Source organism: Desulfatibacillum aliphaticivorans DSM 15576, assembly GCF_000429905.1.
Classification (GTDB): domain Bacteria; phylum Desulfobacterota; class Desulfobacteria; order Desulfobacterales; family Desulfatibacillaceae; genus Desulfatibacillum; species Desulfatibacillum aliphaticivorans.
The window spans coordinates 110956-132319 of the sequence record NZ_AUCT01000002.1 but is presented as its reverse complement, the minus strand read 5'-3'; the positions used below and the strand labels follow the sequence as shown (position 1 = coordinate 132319).

19 protein-coding genes and 1 riboswitch are annotated in these 21364 nt (G+C 52.9%); of the genes, 11 read left to right on the top strand and 8 right to left on the bottom strand.

Annotated elements, in window-relative coordinates; all coding sequences use genetic code 11:
* Nucleotides 1-132: 132 nt before the first annotated feature.
* Nucleotides 133-588: a DUF8180 domain-containing protein gene (locus tag G491_RS35255; protein ID WP_157467938.1), complete on the bottom strand. Its 456-nt coding sequence runs from the start codon at nt 586-588 to the stop codon at nt 133-135.
* A gap of 274 nt (nt 589-862) precedes the next feature.
* Between G491_RS35255 and trxA the strand changes: the two genes are divergently transcribed.
* The 7 genes from trxA to G491_RS0102730 all read left to right on the top strand — a co-directional run bounded on the left by trxA (nt 863) and on the right by G491_RS0102730 (nt 7405).
* The gene (gene trxA, locus G491_RS0102760; protein ID WP_015947173.1) at nt 863-1189 is read left to right on the top strand and encodes a thioredoxin; all 327 of its coding nucleotides are present in this window, start codon (nt 863-865) and stop codon (nt 1187-1189) included.
* Between the two features lie 34 nt (nt 1190-1223).
* Nucleotides 1224-2156, top strand: a complete 933-nt coding sequence (gene trxB, locus G491_RS0102755; RefSeq protein ID WP_015947172.1) for a thioredoxin-disulfide reductase — start codon at nt 1224-1226, stop codon at nt 2154-2156.
* Nucleotides 2153-2953, top strand: a complete 801-nt coding sequence (gene bamD, locus G491_RS0102750; RefSeq protein WP_015947171.1) for an outer membrane protein assembly factor BamD — start codon at nt 2153-2155, stop codon at nt 2951-2953. The genes trxB and bamD overlap by 4 nt, the downstream gene beginning before the upstream one ends.
* 174 nt (nt 2954-3127) lie before the next feature.
* Nucleotides 3128-3319 (top strand): 50S ribosomal protein L28, encoded by a 192-nt coding sequence (gene rpmB, locus G491_RS0102745; protein ID WP_015947170.1) that lies wholly within the window; start codon nt 3128-3130, stop codon nt 3317-3319.
* Between the two features lie 509 nt (nt 3320-3828).
* On the top strand, nt 3829-5913 hold the full coding sequence (locus G491_RS33265; protein ID WP_051326988.1) for a methyl-accepting chemotaxis protein: 2085 nt from the start codon (nt 3829-3831) through the stop codon (nt 5911-5913).
* Between the two features lie 137 nt (nt 5914-6050).
* A complete protein-coding gene (locus G491_RS0102735) occupies nt 6051-6938 on the top strand; it encodes a hypothetical protein (RefSeq protein WP_028313499.1) in 888 nt (295 codons plus the stop codon).
* Nucleotides 6935-7405, top strand: a complete 471-nt coding sequence (locus G491_RS0102730; RefSeq protein WP_015947167.1) for an HAD family hydrolase — start codon at nt 6935-6937, stop codon at nt 7403-7405. The genes G491_RS0102735 and G491_RS0102730 overlap by 4 nt, the downstream gene beginning before the upstream one ends.
* Before the next feature lie 251 nt (nt 7406-7656).
* Here the strand turns inward: G491_RS0102730 and G491_RS0102725 are convergent, their stop codons facing one another.
* The 4 genes from G491_RS0102725 to G491_RS0102710 form a co-directional block, all read right to left on the bottom strand.
* A complete protein-coding gene (locus G491_RS0102725; RefSeq protein WP_028313498.1) occupies nt 7657-7953 on the bottom strand; it encodes a Txe/YoeB family addiction module toxin in 297 nt (98 codons plus the stop codon).
* The gene (locus tag G491_RS0102720) at nt 7946-8224 is read right to left on the bottom strand and encodes a type II toxin-antitoxin system Phd/YefM family antitoxin (protein WP_015947165.1); all 279 of its coding nucleotides are present in this window, start codon (nt 8222-8224) and stop codon (nt 7946-7948) included. Before G491_RS0102720 ends, G491_RS0102725 begins: the two co-directional genes overlap by 8 nt.
* A gap of 167 nt (nt 8225-8391) precedes the next feature.
* Nucleotides 8392-8790, bottom strand: coding sequence for an NINE protein (locus tag G491_RS0102715; RefSeq protein ID WP_028313497.1), 399 nt, complete (start codon nt 8788-8790; stop codon nt 8392-8394).
* A 10-nt stretch (nt 8791-8800) separates the two neighbouring features.
* Nucleotides 8801-10303: a hypothetical protein gene (locus tag G491_RS0102710; protein ID WP_028313496.1), complete on the bottom strand. Its 1503-nt coding sequence runs from the start codon at nt 10301-10303 to the stop codon at nt 8801-8803.
* Nucleotides 10304-10689: 386 nt separating this feature from the next.
* Here G491_RS0102710 and G491_RS0102705 point away from each other — a divergent pair, with 386 nt between their 5' ends.
* A complete protein-coding gene (locus tag G491_RS0102705) occupies nt 10690-11277 on the top strand; it encodes a hypothetical protein (protein ID WP_028313495.1) in 588 nt (195 codons plus the stop codon).
* Nucleotides 11278-11553: 276 nt separating this feature from the next.
* Here G491_RS0102705 and G491_RS0102700 read toward each other — a convergent pair whose 3' ends face one another.
* Both G491_RS0102700 and G491_RS0102695 read right to left on the bottom strand, forming a co-directional pair.
* The gene (locus tag G491_RS0102700) at nt 11554-14556 is read right to left on the bottom strand and encodes a MarR family transcriptional regulator (protein ID WP_028313494.1); all 3003 of its coding nucleotides are present in this window, start codon (nt 14554-14556) and stop codon (nt 11554-11556) included.
* A complete protein-coding gene (locus G491_RS0102695; RefSeq protein WP_028313493.1) occupies nt 14553-15740 on the bottom strand; it encodes an ATP-binding protein in 1188 nt (395 codons plus the stop codon). Before G491_RS0102695 ends, G491_RS0102700 begins: the two co-directional genes overlap by 4 nt.
* A 339-nt stretch (nt 15741-16079) precedes the next feature.
* Nucleotides 16080-16180, top strand: a riboswitch (TPP riboswitch).
* 56 nt (nt 16181-16236) lie between these two features.
* Between G491_RS0102695 and G491_RS0102690 the strand changes: the two genes are divergently transcribed.
* From G491_RS0102690 to G491_RS0102680, 3 genes are all read left to right on the top strand, one after another.
* Nucleotides 16237-17007 carry a sulfide-dependent adenosine diphosphate thiazole synthase gene (locus tag G491_RS0102690; protein ID WP_028313492.1) on the top strand — a complete coding sequence of 257 codons (771 nt, stop codon included), beginning with the start codon at nt 16237-16239 and terminating at the stop codon, nt 17005-17007.
* Nucleotides 17000-17626, top strand: a complete 627-nt coding sequence (gene thiE / locus G491_RS29155; protein WP_051326987.1) for a thiamine phosphate synthase — start codon at nt 17000-17002, stop codon at nt 17624-17626. Before G491_RS0102690 ends, thiE begins: the two co-directional genes overlap by 8 nt.
* Before the next feature lie 280 nt (nt 17627-17906).
* Nucleotides 17907-19700: a S10 family serine carboxypeptidase-like protein gene (locus G491_RS0102680; RefSeq protein WP_028313491.1), complete on the top strand. Its 1794-nt coding sequence runs from the start codon at nt 17907-17909 to the stop codon at nt 19698-19700.
* A gap of 221 nt (nt 19701-19921) precedes the next feature.
* Here the strand turns inward: G491_RS0102680 and G491_RS0102675 are convergent, their stop codons facing one another.
* A complete protein-coding gene (locus tag G491_RS0102675) occupies nt 19922-21328 on the bottom strand; it encodes an arylsulfotransferase family protein (protein ID WP_169829379.1) in 1407 nt (468 codons plus the stop codon).
* Between the last annotated feature and the right edge of the window lie 36 nt (nt 21329-21364).

Sequence of the window (21364 nt, the reverse complement as noted above, 5' to 3'; positions counted from 1 at the left end):
GCCCCTTCCCAACCCGATAATATCCCGAAACAAGGCTCCCAAAAGCCGGTTGCCGGCTTTTGGGATTCCTGTTTTCCGGGATTCTAAGACGACGCTATTTTAATTTTGCGTCCCCTTGGCAACCAGTAGGCTTTACTTCAGCTTGGAGGCCGCTTCCTGAAACACCTTGTTGATTTCCAGGTTCATGTCGCCCGCCTTACGCAGCAAAACCGCCACGTCGCCCATGCCTTCCTCGTCCGCCCTGGCCGCCCAGGTTTCGTAGGTATTGGCGTGGTCCTGGTTATGGGCCACCCAATGGTCCAGCAGCTTGGCCAGCTTTTCCCCCATGGTCATGGTGGAAACCGTTTCATGGGTGTGGCCGTGATCCCCTGCGCTGTGGTCGTGATCATGGGCGTGGGAGTGCGTATGCCCGTGTTCGTGCTCTTTGGGCGCCTGGCCCTCGTGGGCATGCCCGTGATCCTGTCCGTCCCCGTGGCTGTGGGAATGGCTGTGGGCATGGGTATGTTCATGGTCATGTCCGTGATCATGGCAGTGCCCGTGATCGTGCCCGTGATCATGGGCGTGGTCGTCGTTATGATGATGGCTCATGTCGCCTCCTTAAAACAAGTCTGCAATTTTTCCAACAGGCCTAAAAGACAGCCAGGGCCATGGTACGCTTTATAAGGGGCTTTGGCAACGCCCTTTTTGTGGGAATTAACGGCTGTTTCCCCAGCCCTGGCAGGTTGACATTATCGAGAAGCGATACTATCATGACAGTACAACTCCTTCGCGTTCCTGCGCCTTGCGTCAAATATGCACACAGGCCGGAGAATGCGCAACCATAAAAGGCCAGAGGCCTTTATAAAAAGGAAAGGAATACATCATGGCTGAAGGCATTTTGGAAGTAAACGATTCCAGCTTTGACAGCGACGTTATGCAGTCGGACAAACCCGTGCTCGTGGATTTCTGGGCTCCCTGGTGCGGCCCCTGCCGCGCTATCGCTCCCGTCGTTGAGGAACTGGCTGCCCAGATGGGCGACAAAGTCGCATTCGCCAAGTGCAATGTGGACGACAACCCCGCCACCCCCAGCAAATTCGGAATTCGCGCTATCCCCACCCTGATTGTTTTCAAGGGAGGAGAAGTGGTGGAGCAGATTACGGGCAACGTGCCTCGCGCCAAAATAGAAGAAGCGCTGAACAAGGCCCTGTAAATTTTTATCACCTTAAAAGCCGGAAGATAAATCAATGAGCGACTCCCATTACGACTGCCTGATTATAGGCGGCGGTCCGGGCGGGCTTACCGCAGGCATCTACGCGGCCCGGGCGGGCATGAAAGTGCTTCTCCTGGAAAAGGCCTCCGTCGGCGGCCAGATCCTGGTGACGGATTTTATTGAAAACTACCCTGGTTTTCCCAAAGGGCTCACCGGCTGGGAACTCGTGGAAGCCATGAAGGCCCAGGCCGAAAATTTCGGGGTTCCCATAGAAAGCCGCGAAGTCGTTTCCGTGGATTTTACCGGGGATCTTAAGAAGGTCAGCCTGTCCGACGGGGCGGCCCTCACCGCTACTACTGTGATTTTGGCCACCGGCGCCTCCCCGAAAAAATTGGGCGTGCCCGGAGAGAAGCAGTTCATGGGCAAAGGCATTTCCACCTGCGCCACCTGCGACGCTCCTTTTTACAGGAATAAGGCCGTGGCCGCCGTGGGCGGCGGAGACACCGCAGTGCAGGAAAGCCTGTACCTGACCAAGTTTGTGGACAAGGTCTACCTGATTCACCGCAGGGACCAGCTTAGGGCCACAAAAATCCTCCAGGACCGGGTTTTCGCCAACGACAAGGTTGAAATCCTCTGGGATTCCATCGTCACCAAGGTGGACGGGCTGTTCGGCCTGGACAAGGTCTTGGTGGAAAACGTGAAAACCGGCGAAACCAGGGAATTGGCCGTGGAAGGCTGCTTCATCTGGGTGGGCATTCTGCCCAACACGGACTTCCTCAGCGGCGCCGTGGAAGTGGATGACGGCGGCTTTATCGTCACCGACGCCAGGATGCAAACCTCGGTCCCCGGCGTGTTCGCAGTGGGCGACGTACGCAACACTCCCTTACGGCAGGTCGCCACGGCAGTAGGCGACGCCGCAATCGCCGCCGTCAGCGCGGAACATTACGTAGAGCAGGTAAAATCTTGAAAAAGACGCTATTAGTCCTTCTCATCCTGGCCCTCATGGCGCCGGGATGCTCCTGGTTCAAGGATTCCAAGGAAAAACCCGCCGAGGAACTGGCTGCGGACGGGATCCGGTATTATGAAAAAGGCGATTACACCCAGGCCATCGAGTCTTTTGAGAAGCTCAAGGACTGGTACCCTTTCAGCAAGTACGCCATTCTGGCGGAGCTGAAACTGGCGGACTCCTATTTTAAAAGAAAAAATTACGAAGACGCCATCTACGCCTATGAGTATTTTGAAAGCCTGCATCCCAGGAACGACGCCATTCCCTACGTGATTTTTCAAATCGGCATGTGCTATTTCGAGCAAAAAGCCCTGCCGGACAGGGACCAGACGGCCACGGAATCGGCTTTGGAGAATTTTCTGCGGCTCACCCGGGAATATCCCGCCTCCGCGGAAGCGGCCATGGCTCTGGAACACATCAAGATTTGCCAGGAAACCCTGGCCCGCCATGACCTGTTTGTGGGCGCTTATTATTTTAAGGCGAAAGAGTTTCACGCAGCCCGTGTGCGCTTTAGAGACATTCTCGCCGCCTACCCGGACGTGGGGGTGCATCGCCAGGCTTTGGAATATGTGGCCTTGTGCGATGCCTTTATCGCCAAGGAAGAGGCCCAGGCCATGGAATTGAAGGCCAAAGCCCAGGAAGAACGCCGGGAAGAGGCTGAGAAGTATAAAAAGAAATTGGACAAGGAACGGGCCAAGGCCGTCAAAAAGGGGATTGTCATTCCCGAGGCGGAGTCCGGCCCGCCCGAATCTGAATAGGTTTTGAAAAGCGCGGAGCAGCCTTGTTTAAGGCCTCCGCCTTTTCTTTTTCACGGATAAAATTAAAAAAAAAGACTTTACAAGACCGGCTGTTTGGTATACCAGATTGTTCTTTTGCAGGGGCTCGTCTTTGGGGGCCCCAAAGACGATATAGAACAGCCAGGAGAATGAATCATGTCCAGAATGTGTGAAATATGCGGAAAAAAACCCATGGTCGGCAACAACGTCAGCCATGCCCATAACGTGAACAAACGCCGTTTTAACCCCAACCTGCAGAAAGTCCGCAGCTTGCAGGAAAATGGACAGGTTAAAAAAATCACGGTTTGCACCAACTGCATTAAATCCGGCAAGATTGTAAAGCCCTAAGGCTTATTATCCCCGGACCTTTTTACCAAAGGTCCGGGGGTCCAGCCTGCCCCTTTTTTCTACACCGGAATACTTTTTTTTCACTCAAGCCCTAAAAGGCCCCAGGGGCCTGATCCATTCCCAAGGACTTCCATGGTCCTGTCGGGCGGCGCCTCGGTGCATCCTTTCTCTTTCCAAATTCCGACGGCGAGCGTCCTCCGACTGGCTTCCCCGCAGGGTGTCAAGGCGATGGTTTTATAAAAACAGACGAAAATCTCAATTTTCCCCAGGGTTTTACAAATATGAATGAAACTAACTGCCGGATTCCAAACGGATTTCAAACATGCTATTGCCTAACGTCTTAAATCATGTATAATTCAGTCTATCGTTACATTGTGAGGGGGAGTTCTTCTTCCATTTATCCATCCTAAAAATTTTTTTGCGGAAAACGAATCGTAAAATTGCGCCTCGCGTCCGCGGACAGGCCGTCCATCCATTAATCATTCAATGATAGAGGAGTGGTTCCTGTAATGAAATTAAAGACCAAATTGATGCTGGGAGTCCCTTCGGTATTACTCATTGTCATGGTGGTGTGCACCATCCTCGTGTCTCTTATCGTGTACAAGCAGCAGCGCGCCGCATCCAATGACAGCCTGGACAAATCATTTAAGATCATCCGGCAGGACATTACGGAAAGGCAGGAAAAACTGGCCGCTGCAGCCCGCCAAATGGCCACGGCCCAGGATTTGGGAATCAAGGTGCAGTTCATCCAGGAAAACACGGATGAAGAAAACAGCGCCGACTTTTCCTTGTTCGGCTCTCAGTACCGGAGCATGTTCCGGTCCGAGTACCTGACCATGGCCGAATCCATTTTCGAGGTGGCTTCTTCATCCGGGGTGCAGGAAGTGCGTCTGTACAATTTGGAAGGCAAGTTCATTCTGGGCCTGCAAACCAATGGGGATAACGTCACGATTGCCTTTGCCCACAACGCAGAAAATCAGGAAATGGTTGAGGTGAAAAAAGGCGTTAACATGGCCAATGTGGAATGGACCGAAGTGGACGCCATCGATCCCGATATGAGCAAGGATTGGGAAGGAGATGCGCCCACTTTCGCAATAGAGGATTTTTATAGAAAAGGGGATCGGATTGGCCAGTTTGTGCTGGTTCCTGTTATGGGGGCGGTTTATAGCGACGAATTGGAGGATTTTGAGCCCAGGCAATTCGGGTTTCTTACCGTGGTGAAGTATTTTGAGCAGCAATTTGTGGAGCGTTCCGCCAAGATCAGCGACGCCAATGTCAACCTGTTCTTGCCCGAGGGCCTTAGCCGCGGGACTTTGCCCGCCCAGCAGCAATGTGATTTCACCCTGTTTGAGAAGGTGGACGATAACTGGAGCCTCATGGCGCAAGATCCCATCCATAGTGAGGTCAAAATCGGCGGGAGTAATTATTTCCAGGCCTCCTTGCCTTTGTACGCCGGCTCCCGGTGCATCGGCGCCCTGGCTTCCCTGATTCCCATGGATCTGGCCAAGTCTAACACGTGGCAGGTCACCTGGGTGCTGATTGTCATCTTTCTGGTGTGTACGGCCGTCATGTTTCCGGTCAGCTTTTTCGCGTCCAGGTCCATATTCTCCCATGTACAGGAAGTGGTGGACAGCCTTAGGGACATCGCCGAAGGCGACGGCGACCTGACAGTGCGCCTGAACGTGGAGTCCAAGGACGAAATCGGGGATCTGGCAAGGAGCTTCAACGTATTTATCGAGAAAATTCACGTAATCGTTTCCCGCATTAAAGAAAGCGCGGACGCCCTTGCAACCTCGTCCAGCCAGATTTCCGCAACCTCATCCCAGTTGTCCACCAGTTCCATGGAGACCTCAACCACCGTGCTGGAGTTGAGCACCACGGCGGAGGAGGTCAAGCAGACCACCACCGTGGCTAACGAAAAAGCCGAAGCCGTGGCCAGGGAGGCCGAAGCCACCGCCCAGATTTCCGAGGCCGGAAGAAAAGCCACGGACGATGCCGTGGACGGCATGCAGCGCATCAAGGAGGAAATGGAGTACATTGCCGAAAGCATCGTCAAATTAAGCGAGCACACCCACAGCATCGGCGAAATCATAGACACCGTGGCGGATCTGGCCAACGAGTCCAATCTGCTTTCGGTCAACGCCTCCATAGAAGCCGCCAAGGCCGGCGACTTCGGCAAGGGCTTCGGCGTGGTGGCCCAGGAGGTCAAGTCCCTGGCCGACCTCTCCAAACAAGCCACCAGCCAGGTCAGGACCATCCTGAACGACATCCAGACCGCCACCAGCGCCTCGGTGCTCGCCACCGAAAGGGGCTCCAAGGCCGTGGACATGGGGGAAGCCCTGGCATCCCGGTCCGGGGAGTCCATCCGGGCCCTGGAATCCAGCGTGCAGCAGGCGTCCAACTCCGCAACCCAGATCGCTGCGTCCAGCCAGCAGCAACTGGTCGGCATTGCACAGCTTTCCGACGCCCTGGACAGCATTACCGAAGCCAGCAAGCAAAACTCGGAAGGCGCCAAGCAATTGGAAAGCGCCACCGTCCAACTGCACAACTTGGGGCAGGAGTTGAAGGAACTTGCCGGCCGGTTTAGGCTCTAACCTTTAAGAACAGCTTTTTATGGAAAAAACCTGTCTCCTTGTTGAGGTTTGACAAAACCCCGCCCCTGTTCTATGCTCCGAAATTCGGAGGGAAGCTGTTTTCTTTTTACTGCTTAATATTACAAGGAAAATTCTTCATGAAAAAGGTTGCGGCGAGTATTGTTGTCTTGGTCGTGCTGCTGGGCTGCGCCATTGCAGGAGGCCAGTGGTATCTCAACCAACGCGCGGAAAAAGAATTGGCCAAAGGCCTGGAGAAAGCCGACATTCTGGGCGACGTCCAGTGCGACAAGGTTTCCGTCAACCTTTTTACCGGCGCCGCTCATTTTCATGGCCTGAAGTTTATCACGGCAAAGTCTCCCGAACCCATATTCATGGACGAAGTCGTCGTCCACACTTTCAGGTGGGGCGCTTCCGACCCCGGCAAGCAGCATTTTGAACTTATCGGGATGAAGTCGGAAGCGGGCGGCGCCGAATACATCGCCAGGGCCCGGGCCGCCGGCCTGGACCCCGAGGCTCTGTCCTGGAACCTGGAATGCGCCTATGATTACGCCAGAGATAAAAAGACCCTGGACATAAACACCCTGCGCATCACCGAAGACCAGATGGGAACCCTGGAGATGGATTTTCATTTCTCCAACCTGAACCTTCCCGAAGAGAAGGTTTCCCGGCTTCAGGCTTACATGACGGCCTTGAAGGTTTTGTCGGAAGCCAAGGTTGTCGGCGCTTCACTAACCTATAAAGATCCGAAATTGCTCGTCCTGGCCATGGAGCAGACCGCCAAAGAGCGGGGCATGACCATTGCCGAGGTCAAAGCGGAAATGATTGAAACCCTGGATGCGCAGATGACGGGAAACGAAAGCCCCGCCGTCAAAGCCATCACGGACGAATTGAAGAAGTTCGTCAATGATCCTGAATCATTGACCATTCGCCTCAGTCCCCCGGAACCCTTCGGAATGCTCGAAATGCAGGCCGTAACAACCGTGGATGACAAACTCCGGATTGCAGGCGTGGAGGTAAACGCGTGATCAATATTTCCATCCCCGGTCACGGAGACGCGTCTTACGGCAGTCTCGTGCTGGACTATAACGGAACCCTGGCCATAGACGGCAAGGTGATAGACGGAGTTATGGAAAGGCTTAAAACCCTTTCCCAAAGCCTGGAAATACATATTTTAACCGCCGATACCTTTGGCACGGTAAAAGCAGCCTTTGAAGGGACCGGCTTTACGGTTTCCGTCCTCGGCAAAGAAGCCCAGGACCTGGCGAAGCAGCAATACGTGGCGGAGCAGGGCGCGAAAAAAACCATTGCCGTGGGCAATGGGCGCAATGACTGCCTGATGCTGGAGAAAGCCGCCCTGGGCATCGCCGTTGTGGGCGCTGAATGCGCCGCGGGAGTCGCCGTACAGGCGGCGGACATTGTGGCGCCCAACATCCTGTGCGCCCTGGATCTGCTGCTTAAGCCCCTGCGCCTCATCGCCACTTTGCGTTCGTAAGGCCGATGAGAGCAGATTGCGGGAGATATTGTCGGGTTTCGCAAGCTCTACCCATAATATCTACATCCTATAAAGATGAGGCGTAGGTGGGGTGGTTCTGCGCTGTGGGCGCTCAATGAATCAGACAAGGTATTCGTTATTATAGAATTATTAAAGAGGGTTATTCATGTCGCGCAGGTTCACCCAACAAAATTAGTGGGCAACGCCTTCATGCTTCGTCATTCCCGGAAACGGGGACTCACCATTTTGCATCAATAATGATAACGCGCCTGAATGAAGTCGATTCGCGCATCGCGCACCAGATATACCAACCGGTGCTCCTGGGTGATTCGGCGGGACCATACGCCGGGGCCGAAATATTTTAACGGCTCCGGCTTGCCGATCCCCTGAAATGGATCCCGCATGACGGCTTCTATGAGTTGAAAAATCCGCAACGCCGTCTTTCGGTCCTTTTCCACCCAGAATCGCAGGTCCTCCCTGAATTCAGGCTGAAAGACCGACAGGCGCCCCCCGGAATCATCCGGGACCTTTTTCCGCCTTTTACTCAAGGCCGACCTCGTTACGGAGATCCTTTAGCGACTCCCCAGAGCCCTCATCATTCCTGGCTCTTTCCAGGCCGGCTAATAGGCGCTCAGCATTTTTGGGAGACCGAAGCAAGTGAGCCGTCTCAAGAATCCCCCCCAACTCAACCGCCGATATCAGCGCCACATCTTCATGCCCCCGGCGCTGGATGATCACCACCTCCCGGTTTTCTGAAACCTCATTCAGCAGCGAAGCCAAATGCGCTCTGGCATGCGTGTAGGTTGTTTGAATGGCCATTGTCGCCTCCTTTACATGTATGTACAGATATAGTGTACATATTCAAGGCGTGGATGTCAATGCGCAGACGCGAACACGGGAGGCGTTTTAAAAAAAAGCGGCCTATGCTGCAATGCAAAGGCCGCCCCGTAAGATCCTGAATAGATTTTTAAAATCAGATAGTTTGACTAAGCGCGCTGCGAGTTGACTTCACTGATTTGCCCGTTCAGGGTCCAGTAGTCGTACAGATATCCCACGACGAACAACCCGCCGGTAACCAGCCACAAAAGGCCGGTCAGCCACTTGCCCATATAAAACCGGTGGATGCCCAAATATCCCAAAAAGGTGAGCAGAATCCAGGCGATGGTGTAATCCACGGGGCCGGATTCGTATTTGACTTCCGCTTTGGCGTCCATGCCCGGGATGAGGAATAGGTCCACAATCCAGCCAATTAGAAACACGCCGAAGGTGAAAAAATAAATCGTGCCCGAAACCGGCTTGCCGAAATAAAAACGGTGCGCGCCGAAAAATCCGAAAATCCATAAGATGTAGCCGACCGCCACGCTGTGCGTGTTTTCTCCTTGCATCCTGCCTCCTTTAACCGTCGTTGTGTACGCTTCCCGCGTTGCTCAATGCCTCCTGCCGCACCCCGTCCCCCGAGTACATTCGCATGTCCAGAATTATAGCATTCAGGGTGCGGGTCAGCAAGCGCTGCATGTCGTACTGCGTGTTTCCGTCGGTCTGGAAGCAATATTTGATGGCTGCGGCGGCGAATCGCACATAATAATTATCCAGCAGCTCTGTGGTTCCGCGCATATGAAAGGCCACGTTTTCCGGGTCCGAGTCGTCCCATTCCATGACCATGCGCGAACCTTCCCCGTTATTGGCGTTCACCAGCAGGCGAGTGAAGCCGAACAGCATGTTGTCCACCTTTTGGGGGATTGCCAGATCGCGGACCCAATCCGGGACTTTGCCTTCGGCCTTGCCGAAAAGGCTGGTCCGGTCAATGTTGGTCAGCTTGACTTCCAGGGCGCCCTTGGAGCCTTCCCGATGATAGCGCCATGCAGAGTCAATGTTTTCCGTAGTGAACTTGATGCCGAAGACATTCACGAACAAGGTCATGTCCACGTCGAATTCCAGATCCTCCAGGCCCACGCCGCGCACTTCCTGATCAAAGAGAGGATTTCCCTTGGCGTCAAAGGGGATGACCTTTCCCTGCCGGGACAGCATGGACAGGCTGAAGATATCTTTCTGGGAGTCAAAGGCCATCTTGAGGATGGTTGCGCCCTGTTTGTTGGAGACGATTACCTCGCTGCGAAACAGGTCCCTGAAATCCTCCAGGTAGCCGCTCAAAAATGGATAATCTTTTTTTATGGCGTCCAGCTTTAAAAACACCCGAAAATTTTGGACCGTGTATTCCTGTCCCTCAAATTCCCGGGTGACGATCTCGGAATGGAGCGGGTAGGTGTAAAGCTGGATCAACCGAGCTCCGTGGGGAAATTTTGTGTAAAATTCCTTCAACACCATGAGGGCTTCCATCTTGATATGGCGGTCTTTGCGGGTCCGCAAGGCCTGCAGTTCATGGAAGTTTTTCGGATCGATCACCTTTAAAAAACCCTCGTGAAGCGCAAGGCCGGTTTGGTCAGACATTCTCAGGGTGTTGGCCCGGATGTCCATGTGGGCCGAAAAGCTGGGACCGCCGTATTCGCAGGTCTCATGCCGCTTTAAACCAAATTCCGCGGTAAAACCGCCGGGGCAAGGCTTGGCGCCTGACTGGCCGGTTGTCAGGGCGTACGAGCCCGGTTGATTATTCCCGATAAAAACCAGGCCCTTGGACCCGTCGGGAAGAGTCTCCAAAAAGCCGCTTTCATACAACTCCTCTATGCTGAAGCGTGAGGCTTTTTCATACACAAAGGCGTTGAATTCCTGGATGTTCGGCGCCATTTCCATGGACGTCGCCGCCCTTTGCACCACCTCAAGAATTTCCTCCGCGGCTTGCGCGCCTCTGCCGTCAGGAGTCATGTCGTTTAATGCGTCCGGATAACTGTAAACACTGGCCGATGCCGCAGATAGCAAAACGGCGAAAATCCATGCTTTCATAATTTCTTCCTGACTTGTCTGCTGTGATTGGGCGTTGAAGCCCACTGCGTAAGGCCTGAGGCGTCCTGAATTTCCCCCCGGATTCAGGCCGATTCTTGGAAAGCGCCCGCGGTTTTCAAGGCCTGCGGCGCCATGGGCATGGCTAAGGCTCGAAAAAGCAAGGAACGCTGCAAATTGCTTGATGAATAATACTTGGATTTTCTGCCCTATGTTGTCAAGAATAAATTTTACGATCGAAGAAAAAAAACGCGCCCCCGGATCCGACCTTTTCCTTGCCTTGATCAGGAAAATATGAGAAAAATCCAGCCTTTGCGTTTTAACCTATGGAAGCGGGCCTGCCGGCGGGCGCAAGCAGGTGGAAATCCGGAAATAAAGAGGGGCAACCAATGGAAGATCTTTTGAAAAAGGCCAAACTGCTGGAGGAACAAGCCCGGCAAGTGATCAAAGATGTTCGTCTCATGGAGTCATGGCAGTCCGTGGGCGCGACCCTGAACATGGTGGGCTCCTTCGCCATGGGCCTGATGATGAACCACAGGGACATCGACTGCCATGTCTACACGGACCCTTTCAGCCTGCCGGACAGTTTTTTGGCCGTTTCAAAAATTGCGGAAAATCCCCGCGTCCGCTCTGTCAACTACATCAACCTGTTGGACGCCGAAGACAAGTGCCTGGAGTGGCACGCCGTATACGAAGCGCCGGACGGAGAAACCTGGAAAATCGATATGATTCATATTCTGGTGGACTCCGTCTTCGCCGGCCATTTTGAAAAGGTTGCTGAGCGGGTTTCCCAGGCATTGACGCAGGAAGCCAGACTGGCCGTCCTGTCCATCAAAAACGCCATGCCCGAGGATCAAAACGTCATGGGCATAGAAATCTATCAGGCGGTGATTCAAGACGACGTGCGGGACATCCAGTCCTTTCTGCAATGGAAGGCCCGGCAGCCAGAGGCCGGCATAATTACATGGATGCCATGAAAACATGTTGGACGCGCAGATAAAAGAGAATCTTTGTGAATGACGGATTCCACTTGCACGGGCCGGGCTTGCCCTGCAAGCTCCGCCTTGGAGCCTTACGATGTGTAGTGACAGACCCCTGTGTCGTCCCGGAAGCGCCCTGCGCGTTAAGGGCGGCTCTGGCACGGCAGTCTCGTGCCAGGGTCGCAACGCGACATGCAGTAAAACCCATCAGGTATTGGAATCCGAAAACCTTGTGCAAGGGACTAACTTCGCTTTTCAAAACCGGCAATCCGCCTAATCCTTCGAAGACTTCTTTCTTCGCTTTTGCTTCTTCTTCGGCAAAGGATTTTCCTCAGGCAACCCTCGGATTCTGCGTATCCACAAGGCAACATCCGGGTCCATGCGTGCAAGAACCGCTTCCTTATTCTCCGCCGCCTCCTCGTATGTCGCCAACTGTTCAAGCAACAAAGATTGAGAAGGCGCTTGGGGGTTAAGATCAACGGTCAGAAGCCCTGCCACGTCACGGATCAAGTTAGGATCAGTGCTTTTTTGTGCAAAACCTAAGATCAAAACTATAAACCAGTTATCAGATCTTTCACCAGTGACGGCATAGATTCCGGATAGGCGGGACAACATTCCTTGGGCCGCATCGAAGCCAGCAGCACGGCCTTCTTCCCGTTCAACAACGGTGATGGTGTAACCAACATCATACACTTTAAACCAAAAGTCGGCGATCGTTTCTGTCATCCAGTCTTTGTGCCTTTTTATAAAATCATCAAACTCCACCCAGGCGCGCGCCCGTGTCACCGCGCAGAGGAGACTGAAAAGCCAAGAGGACACGTCTTCATCAGAGACGACCTTTTCCTTCCAACGATCGAAAATGTCAACTACTTTTGGTTGAGGCGAGGCCTCCGCAGCCTGAAGGGCTCTTTTCGCAGCCTGTTCAATGAGATCTACATTGTCTAACATCACGGCATATTCGAACATGGCTTCCGCAATTTGAAATGCTTCACCATAGCGGTTTAGTTTATATAAAGAATGTATTTGATCATTCATGGCATGGGCCGCCATTTCGTTGTCTCCGCATTCAAGGGCAAACTCTGTGGCGGAGGCAGCCGTTTTAAAGGCCTCTTTATAGCGGCCGAGTTTATACAATGAGTATGCTTGGGAGCTTTTTGCAATGGCCAATTGTCTCGTATTTTTGCATTCATGAGCAGGCTTTGCGGCAGCTTTGGCAACCTCAAAGGCTTGTTCGTGGCGGCCAAGCTCATTAAATGAAAAGGCCTGATATATCATAGCCTCTGCCATCTCTGTTTTATCCCCACATTCATGGGCAATGATTGCAGAAGCCCTAGTCACTTCGATGGCCTCTTCAAAACGACTTAGCCCATATAATGAATAGGCTTGTAGATTCATAGCCGATGCTTGCTGGGTTCTCTCTTCATGACTTGTAGCCAAAGACGCAGACTTAGATGCCGCATCAAGGGATTCTACATAGTTTCCCTGTTGTAACAAATTAAAAGATCGATCTTTAAGAGCCAGTATTTTTAGGTAAGATGAAGTGATTTGATCCGCCTGTTTCCCCGCAAGCTCAGTATTGGCTATGGCTTGATTAAACTCCTTTTTTTCATAAAATAAATATTCAGACAATTCATAGGCAACCACAAGAGTCGCCTCCGGGCTGTCACAGGCTTCATTGAGCGCCTCTGTTAAGGCTGCTTCGGCCCTATCGGAAAGGTCCAACAGTACATAGGCCAGACTAATTAAAGCGCAACGGATCGCGGCTTCCAGCTTAGTTGATGGAGCAGGGAGATTCTTCGAGGCGTCAATTACCTGTGCAGGGTTTTTTTTGATTTTTTCAACCAATACTTCCGGCGATTCAGGCCATGCCTCCGGGGCTGCTCGGAGATAGAGTCTGAGCCTTTGATAAAATTCGTTTCTATAAGCATTATAGCCTTTTGAAGACTGTATTTCCATTGCCAATCGGGCGAAAACGTCCGCCTCTGCCGGGCGTCCGGCATCCAGGTATCGTGCAGTGTGAGTTCTACGTTCATCTTCTGAATAAAAGGCGCGCAAAAAATCCAGGATCGCATTTAGCGGCGAGGACAGCGCCGCCTGATTCCCTTGGCGGATGCGGTAGAAATGGACAAAAACCCGGTCGGCGGCCCTGTAAAGAATTTCTCGGCCATCGGGCGCCTTGACTCCCCGGATCATGTCCGCCCGCTGTAGGTCCTTTATGACTCTGGCTATTAGGTTTTGGCCTTTGGCTTTAACCCTGTTGGCAAGCTCCGTGGCGGAGCAGGGCTCTCCGCCGCGAATCAGGGCGTCCAGCAGGCCCCTGGCCAGAGGAGGAAGGTCGTCAATTCGCCTGCGGTAGTAGTCTGCCAGCTTATCGGCTAAAGCGTTCATGACTTCGGCAACGGACAAAGGATCTCCCTGGTTGAAACCCTTGTCTGCGTCCAAAACATCGGCCAATAGCTGGGCCAGCCTTGGGGCTCCGCCGATGAAATCCGCCACGGCGCGGGCTTTGCTTTCTTCGTCAGGAGACAATTCCTCCATGCACTTGAAAGCCCTCCGGCGGTTAAAATAGTCAATGCAGTCCTGGGAATTCCAGGGGGAAAGCTCAATGGGTTGGAAGGCCTGAAAAAGGGGCTTCTCATAATCCACGTCCACCGCCCCGGTGGCCGTGGCGAGAATCATGCAACGGTTCCCTTTGCGGGTCATCCATTTGCGTAGCATTTGCTGTTCCGGGTCTCCGCTAAAAACCGTTTTAAGCAGCATGTCGAAATTTTCCACCACTATGACGGCCAGTCCCGAGCGGCCATTGAACCAAGCGTCCAACTCGTTTTCCAGGCTTTTGACCGATTTCGTCCACTGGTTTTGGGCTTCATCCGGGTCGGGCCATACAAAGCCTGCCCCCTTCCAGCTTTGATCGGCGCCGCTGCGCAGGTCCGCCAGTTTCATTGTCACATAATCCAAAAAGCCGTGAGGATTGCGGACAAGATTGTGTTGCTCTTCGGGCAGGAGGACAAAGGCTATGGGGGACTCGTCGGTCGAGCGCTTCCCTGCTTCGATTTGGGCCACTCGGGCCATGAAGGACTTGCCAAAGCCCCGGGGGCCGTAAAGAATGAGATGCTGCAGCTTTCCCGGGCATATCTCTCTGTTGGCGTCGATAGCCGCCATCATCTGGGTGCTCTCTCTCTCCCTTCCTGTCATCAAGGCTTCAATGACGGAGTCCTCCATGCTGTGGGTGTTGAAAGAGCGAATAATCGGTGCATGGGTGCAGTCTTGGTTCACAGGTTCATACTCCTTGCCCAAAGAGAAACCAATTGGGAAGCCGGAAACAAGGTGCGGTATCCGTTCCTATCTTCTTGAAAACGGATGAATCCGTCCTCCTGCAGCATCTGAATGCAGTCCTCCAGCTCAATGCGATCACAACCTATTTGATCCTCTATTTCAGATTGCATGGCGCCCTCGGAGCAGGACGTAGCATGCTTAAGCAGCGGCTTGATCATATCCCGCCTGATCGTATCGGAAATGTTATCGTAGTTTTTATAACGGCGGCTGAGTTGGTCCTGAAACACGGCGTGGAGATCAGGTCGAATTTGGCTCGAGAAAATTTTCCGGAATTCTTCCGGAGTTGGAGGGTTGCAATGGTCCAAAATGAGCAGGCTTTTTACTATGTAGCTTGGATACTGCGTTCCAATTTCCTGAAAAAAGGCCTTGGTGTGCGCCTCAGTCCAGCGGCCATTGGATTCGAGAACCGCGGCGTTAAGAAACTCACGGGCCTCAGCATCGGATAGCTCAGGGACGTCCACGGAAGACAGGCCGTTTAAATGATCGGTTCGAAATCCAGCCCTTCGCGCCAGCCCAGTTATACCAATGGAGCCTGCAAAAATCATTTTTACCCCATGGTCTCGCCACTGGCGCAGAGCGGCCAACAGCCTATCCACATCGGCTGCGGATTTCTCCGGGTGATCGTTAATCATATTTTCAAGCATGAAGGGAAGCTCATCTATGGCTAACAAAATTTTAGGTTGCTGAACTTGAAGGGTTTGGACGATCAGGTCGGAAAAATGCGGCCAATAGTCAGCGATGCCAGTCTGATTTTCAGGAAAGCCCTTTCCTTTCATTAGCTTGTTGAAAAACGCTTTGATTGCTTTAGGAATCGCTGGATCCTTGGCTACAAGGTTATTGAGGATGCTCATGAAGCCTTTTTGCTCCTTGTGAAGCGCTTTAAAAACTTCGAATAGCAAATTATCCACCGAACGCATCCCCTGAGCATCGATCTCGACGACCTGGCAGCCTTTAATTCTCATTTCCTGACAGGCGTTTTGCATCAGGGTGGACTTGCCGATTCTGCGCAGCCCAAACATTTTGACGCCCGCCCCGTTTTCTATGAATCGGCTTATTTTCTGCTCCAGGTCCGGCCTTGAAAAACAATGTTCGCCAGAAACCGGCCCTCCATAATGAATTTTCATCGGCGCCTCCCTCAAAGTATCTGTTTGTTCAGATATCTGAAGAAACAGATACTTTAGAAGTCTTATTCTTGTCAAGGTTTAAGTATCTGATGTATCAGATATCTGAAGCATCAGATACTCAAATATTCTATATAACTATTTGATAAAATACATTTTTTATTAATAAATTTAAGGTAAGAAAATCTTGAGGTTGGGCAAAATCCAGTGGCGGATCGAACCGTGAAGTCCGAAATTTCTCATTGAGACTGATCCCCTCTTTAAAGACCACGTCGCGACCATCTAACAAAATTCAATCATTAATCCCTTTACACGCCTCATTTTTCAGGCTATACCACACCCAAATGATGGTTGGGGTGCCCGAAGAGAAATTCGGGCTGAGATTATACCCACTGAACCTGATCCGGGTAATGCCGGCGCTAGGGAACCATGTGCACGAATGAGTATTAAGGCGGCTCCCGGATTCGGGAGTCGCCTTTTTTACTTTTTCGGAGGAATCATGGAAGAAAGAATCACATCGGCAATCGTTAGGACCTATTTTGAAAAACTGCAGAACTTCCTGGAAGTGGATCTGGCCATCGTGGGCGCAGGCCCTTCCGGCCTGGTGGCGGCCACGGCGCTCGCCAAGGAAGGCAAAAAAGTCGCCATCTTCGAACGCCTTTTGGCGCCGGGCGGCGGCGTGTGGGGCGGCGGCATGCTGTTCAACGAAATCGTCATCCAGGAGGAGGCCCTGCACATTTTGGACGACTTCAACATCTCCTACAAAAGCGCGGGAGACGGCCTGTACACGGCGGACTCCGTGGAAGTGGCCTCGGGCCTGATTTTCGGCGCAAAAAAGGCCGGCGTCATGATTAACAACTCCGTGTCCGTGGAGGACGTGGTCTGCCGCGAAGGCCGGATCTGCGGCGTGGTGGTCAACTGGACTCCCGTGGAGCGCCTGGGCATGCACGTGGATCCCCTGGTGGTCATGTCCAAGGCCGTCCTGGACGGCACCGGCCATCCCGGTGAAATCACCGACCTGGCCACCCGCAAGGCGGGCATTAAAATCGACACTCCCACGGGCAAGATTATGGGCGAAAAGCCCATGTGGATGGAACTGGGCGAGGCTTCCACCGTGGAAAACACCAAATGCCTGTATCCCGGCTTGTACGTCTCGGGCATGGCCGCCAACAACGCCAGCGGCGGGTTCCGCATGGGCCCCATTTTCGGCGGCATGTTCATGAGCGGCCGCAAGGTGGCCAAGATGATCCTGGAGGATATCGATGGATAAACCCTACGGTTTGTACCTGATCCTGACCAATCCCGTCGCCGGGTACGAGGCCTGCGCCTGGGCCGCCGTTAACCAGGGCTTGCGCTATCTTCAGCTTAGGATGAAAAACGCGCCCAAGGAGGAAATCCTGGAAAAAGCCCTGAGCCTTCGGGAAATCACGAAAGGCTCCAAAACGCTGATTATAGTCAACGATCATGTGGACATAGCCAAAGAGGCGGACGCCGACGGCGTGCATCTGGGTCAGGAGGACATGAGCCTGGAGGAGGCCAGATCCATGTGGACGGCGCCGGGCAAGCAATTCGGCCTGTCCACCCACGGCGTGGAGCAGGAACTGGCCGCCAGGGATTTGCAGCCCGATTACATCGGCGTGGGGCCGGTATTCCCAACGCCTACCAAGGACAAGCCCGACCCGACGGTGGGCCTGGAAGCCATGGGCCGGATCATCAAGGGCTCGCCTCTTTCCTGCGTGGCCATCGGCGGGATCAACCCGGAAAACCTGCCCCAGGTTTTGGAGCACGGCGCCGGGAATTTCTCCGTGGTCCGGGCGGTTAACCAATCCCATGACCCGGAGTCCGCCATTGCAAACCTCATGGACATCTGGCGGAAGCATTATCCTTGAAGGGATGTCGCCATAATCCTGACGCAAAAGCAGGCATCGCCTTTTTCAACCTCGAGCGGCTCCGGAGCACGGGCCGCTCGAGGCCTCATTTCCGAATATCTCCGTCAAACTCCCAGGGCCTTATTTTAGAGCGCCTGCGGATGCAAAACCAAGCGCGCTCGCAACGGATTCCCTATTCATCCCTTTATCCGGTGCAAAAATTGCATAGCATTAGTCGCGGCAATCCTATTGTTAATAGACTGCTCATGGTCAACGAATTATAATTATATAGGAGGAGTGTATGAAAAAGATTTCTTGGATTATTTTGCTTCTTTTGTTCTTATGCTTTTTGCTGACGGGTGCATGCGACCTTGTAGACGATGACGGACACTTGACGCCTGAAGGCGTGGATTTGATTAGCAGGGCTGGCTTTATCAAAATTCCTTCCATTACCTATAGCCTCCACCACGATTGGTTTAATGGCGTTCAGACATCCCCGGCTCACATTTTTTATTCTTTTCAGGCGGCGGACGTGGAAAATCCGGAAGAATACCCGGTATTTGTATTTTTTAACGGAGGCCCCGGGGCCGCCACAACGGGAAATCTGCTCAGCATGAACACCACGGACCGCACCCTGAGCAAACTGGTCACCGGCGACGATCCGGATGCAGCGAACCCCTTTAGCTGGCGAAAAATTGGCAACCTATTATACATAGACGCTCCTGGAACGGGCTTCTCCTACACTCAAGGAGCGGGCGGCGACATCTGCGACGACTTGGGGCAAAGAATGGAGGATTACTATCACGGGGTGAATTTCAATCCCTATATAGACGCCGATATGATGGTCAGGGCTATGTTGGAGGCCCTGCGAATCAATGACGTGCAGGCTGGCAAGGTTGTCCTGGTAGGGGAAAGCTATGGGGGCGTCCGCACCTCCCTCATGCTCAACATGCTTCTTTTTTATAATGATTACTCCGGGCCTTCGGAGCGCGTGTTTTGGGATAATGAACTCCCTGATGTGGTCCGCGCCCATCTTAACGCCATTAACGGCTCCTTGGGACAGGACTTCTCCCCAGCCCAAATTGCGGAGATGCAGTTTGGCAAACATGTCATGATCCAACCCCAGTTGACGGGATGGAGGCAAACCTACCTGACAGGCATGATGCTGGAGGAGGACGGCTCCGTAATCGATCAATTGGCGGATCAATACGGCAAACCCCGTTACGTGCGTTGTGCGGAAAGCAACGCCATCACCTGTTACATCCCCTTCATGGGAGGGCCGTATCTCTCGGTGCTGGATTACGTGAGCAACACCTTGGAGTTGGATGGATACAATTTCCAGGAAGCCATAGGATGGACCGATTCATTTGAGGAGCATACCACCAACAGCCTATACAACCTTAAGGTTTTAAAACGGCTTTTGAACTATGATCCCGAGCTCATAACCGGCATGTATGCAGAGTACAGGCAGGACAACAACGCCTATAAGTATCTTAATGCCCCCACCCCAATCCCGGAGTTCGTGGACGATAACCTGGATCTTGTCCCGGCCTACGCCAAGGCCATAGCAATGGTTAAAAACCCGGTGAACAATATCGGAGCCAATGACCTTGAGGACGCCTTTGGAATTTTGGAGGGGTGCGACGCATACGTTAAAACCTGGGATGAAGAACAGTGCTACGCCTATTACATGAACGACGCGTGGATAAACCTCTTTTTCCAGTTTTTCGGGGATTGGAGCAAAATCGGCAAGTACAGGATAGACCCGGAAGCAGACGAGTACGGCAGGCTGTTTTTATACAACCTGGCGGTGGCCGACGTTATGATCACCAACGCCGCCTATGACTTTATGGTCTACTCCCCCTCCGTTCCCCCGTCCTTTGAAGGGTATGATGAAGTAAACAGGGTGGAGACCGACGCCCAACACGAGGCGTTCACCATATATTATCAAGATTCAACGTTGCGCCAGGACCTTCCTGAGACTTCCAGCAGAACCATATATCATCCCGCTTACGATTCTTCCGGCCACGCTGTCTCCATTACCCAGCCGGAGAAGCTCCGCCGGGATGTGGCGAACTTTGTGTACCGGAGATGAGGAAAGGGCAATTGTGAAAAAACTGAGGGGGTCACTGGTGGAGGCATTATCCCCGAGAGGATGCCGCCAAATGCGTTAGCATGAGAGCAAACAATGCACCATCAGCCTTGAGCGGTTTCACCAGACGGGCGGGCCGTTCAAGGCGTTATTCTCAACCATTCTGGCTCATTGACGGCGCCAAGTTGGGGGTGGACATCCCTCACCCTCAACTCCCAAAAAAATTATTGAGTTTTTGAGAGACGTCCCCAAGAATTCTCCTGGCTCCCCCAATCCGTTTCCGAAAAGTAACTGGCGGGATAAATCCGGGCGCCGGTGATTTCAGTCACTCTGTCTTCGTCATACCGGTTGATGTATTCCCAGACAATGCGGCCTTCCGCATCGGTTTCAAACACGCGCCCTCCCTCATATTCCGTGATGAGCAATCCGTCGCGGGCTGTCAATTCCACCTTGCCCCTGATGACCGATAAAAACTCCTGCCCCTTAACGCCGCCATATAGAACCTTGCATTGGTCGGTCACGGGATTGCATGCCATGATGTTGGTTACTCGAGGGATGTCCGGACGGCTTTCCGATGCATGGGGGGGACGCCCGAAAACATCGCGGTATATGTTGTTGTTGAACACAACAATGGAGCCGTCAGGGCTGAACTCCGGGTCGTGCTGCCGCCGCCAGGGGCCGATTTTCCACCATTTGATTTTTTCCGTGCTGGGCGAGAAAACCGCGAGAAGATTGTATCCCCGGATGGAAATAGCCAGATCGTGGGGTTCGAACATGGGAAAATTTTTCGCCGAATCCCTGGACAACTCGGCTACCTTGTTCAAATGGACGATTTCATCGTCCAACCAGGCATCCAGGTCAAAACTGCATCCGTTGGCGGTCAAAATCGTTTCAAGCCCATTATCCAAAAACAGCTTGGGGATGGAGATTTCCTGCAAGAGTTTACCATCGTCGGAAACCCTTAATGCCGTGTCTTCCCGGCAGGGAGTTTCAAAGGGGGGGAGAGGGGACGCGCTGTCTGCGTCGTAATGCCGGGTGCTGCAGACCCAAAATCCGCCGTCTTCGGCTATCTCCACGGAGTGATGGGTGTCTTTGTACAATTTCCAAACGACATTGCCGTTCCGATCCAACTTGACGAGTCCTGCGTGCACCATGTTGAATACAACCGACCCGTCCGGGAGGGCGACGGCGCCGTGTATATCCACATTCCAATCCGTGGCCGGCGGCTGCAGCATGTGGCTGTCATCCTCATATATCTCCGAAAATCTGATGGGCCACCTGTTAACAAAAGCGCCGTCTCTTGTGATGAGCCGGATTTCGTTCCCTCCATCAAAAAAGCCCGTCATAAATATAAATTCATTGTTATCATTATCCGGGTGGTTAATGGTGACTCCTTCCCCTTCATATTTGGCCGGCTGCAGAAACTGGTGCGGGCTGGTTTTTGTCAGGGTGGGAAGTTCGCCGAATAGCGTGGCAAAGGAGTCCTCAACTTGATGCTTTACGTCCAACACCGCCATGTAAAGAGGCGATTTATGTCCTCCCAGGTAAAGCCCCAAGATGAATGTAAAGCCAAGGATGATAATGATTGAAGCCGTGAAAAACAAAAATTTTGAAGCATCAAAGCGCCTCATGCGAGCAATGTCCTTTCCAGCGGGAGCCTGATTTGA

Bases quoted from the DNA above. Each gene is read 5' to 3' on its own strand.
- G491_RS35255 (WP_157467938.1), bottom strand. From the start codon at position 588: ATGAGCCATCATCATAACGACGACCACGCCCATGATCACGGGCACGAT.
- trxA (WP_015947173.1), top strand. From the start codon at position 863: ATGGCTGAAGGCATTTTGGAAGTAAACGATTCCAGCTTTGACAGCGAC.
- trxB (WP_015947172.1), top strand. From the start codon at position 1,224: ATGAGCGACTCCCATTACGACTGCCTGATTATAGGCGGCGGTCCGGGC.
- rpmB (WP_015947170.1), top strand. From the start codon at position 3,128: ATGTCCAGAATGTGTGAAATATGCGGAAAAAAACCCATGGTCGGCAAC.
- G491_RS33265 (WP_051326988.1), top strand. From the start codon at position 3,829: ATGAAATTAAAGACCAAATTGATGCTGGGAGTCCCTTCGGTATTACTC.
- G491_RS0102735 (WP_028313499.1), top strand. From the start codon at position 6,051: ATGAAAAAGGTTGCGGCGAGTATTGTTGTCTTGGTCGTGCTGCTGGGC.
- G491_RS0102720 (WP_015947165.1), bottom strand. From the start codon at position 8,224: ATGGCCATTCAAACAACCTACACGCATGCCAGAGCGCATTTGGCTTCG.
- G491_RS0102715 (WP_028313497.1), bottom strand. From the start codon at position 8,790: ATGCAAGGAGAAAACACGCACAGCGTGGCGGTCGGCTACATCTTATGG.
- G491_RS0102710 (WP_028313496.1), bottom strand. From the start codon at position 10,303: ATGAAAGCATGGATTTTCGCCGTTTTGCTATCTGCGGCATCGGCCAGT.
- G491_RS0102705 (WP_028313495.1), top strand. From the start codon at position 10,690: ATGGAAGATCTTTTGAAAAAGGCCAAACTGCTGGAGGAACAAGCCCGG.
- G491_RS0102695 (WP_028313493.1), bottom strand. From the start codon at position 15,740: ATGAAAATTCATTATGGAGGGCCGGTTTCTGGCGAACATTGTTTTTCA.
- G491_RS0102690 (WP_028313492.1), top strand. From the start codon at position 16,237: ATGGAAGAAAGAATCACATCGGCAATCGTTAGGACCTATTTTGAAAAA.
- thiE (WP_051326987.1), top strand. From the start codon at position 17,000: ATGGATAAACCCTACGGTTTGTACCTGATCCTGACCAATCCCGTCGCC.
- G491_RS0102680 (WP_028313491.1), top strand. From the start codon at position 17,907: ATGAAAAAGATTTCTTGGATTATTTTGCTTCTTTTGTTCTTATGCTTT.
- G491_RS0102675 (WP_169829379.1), bottom strand. From the start codon at position 21,328: ATGAGGCGCTTTGATGCTTCAAAATTTTTGTTTTTCACGGCTTCAATC.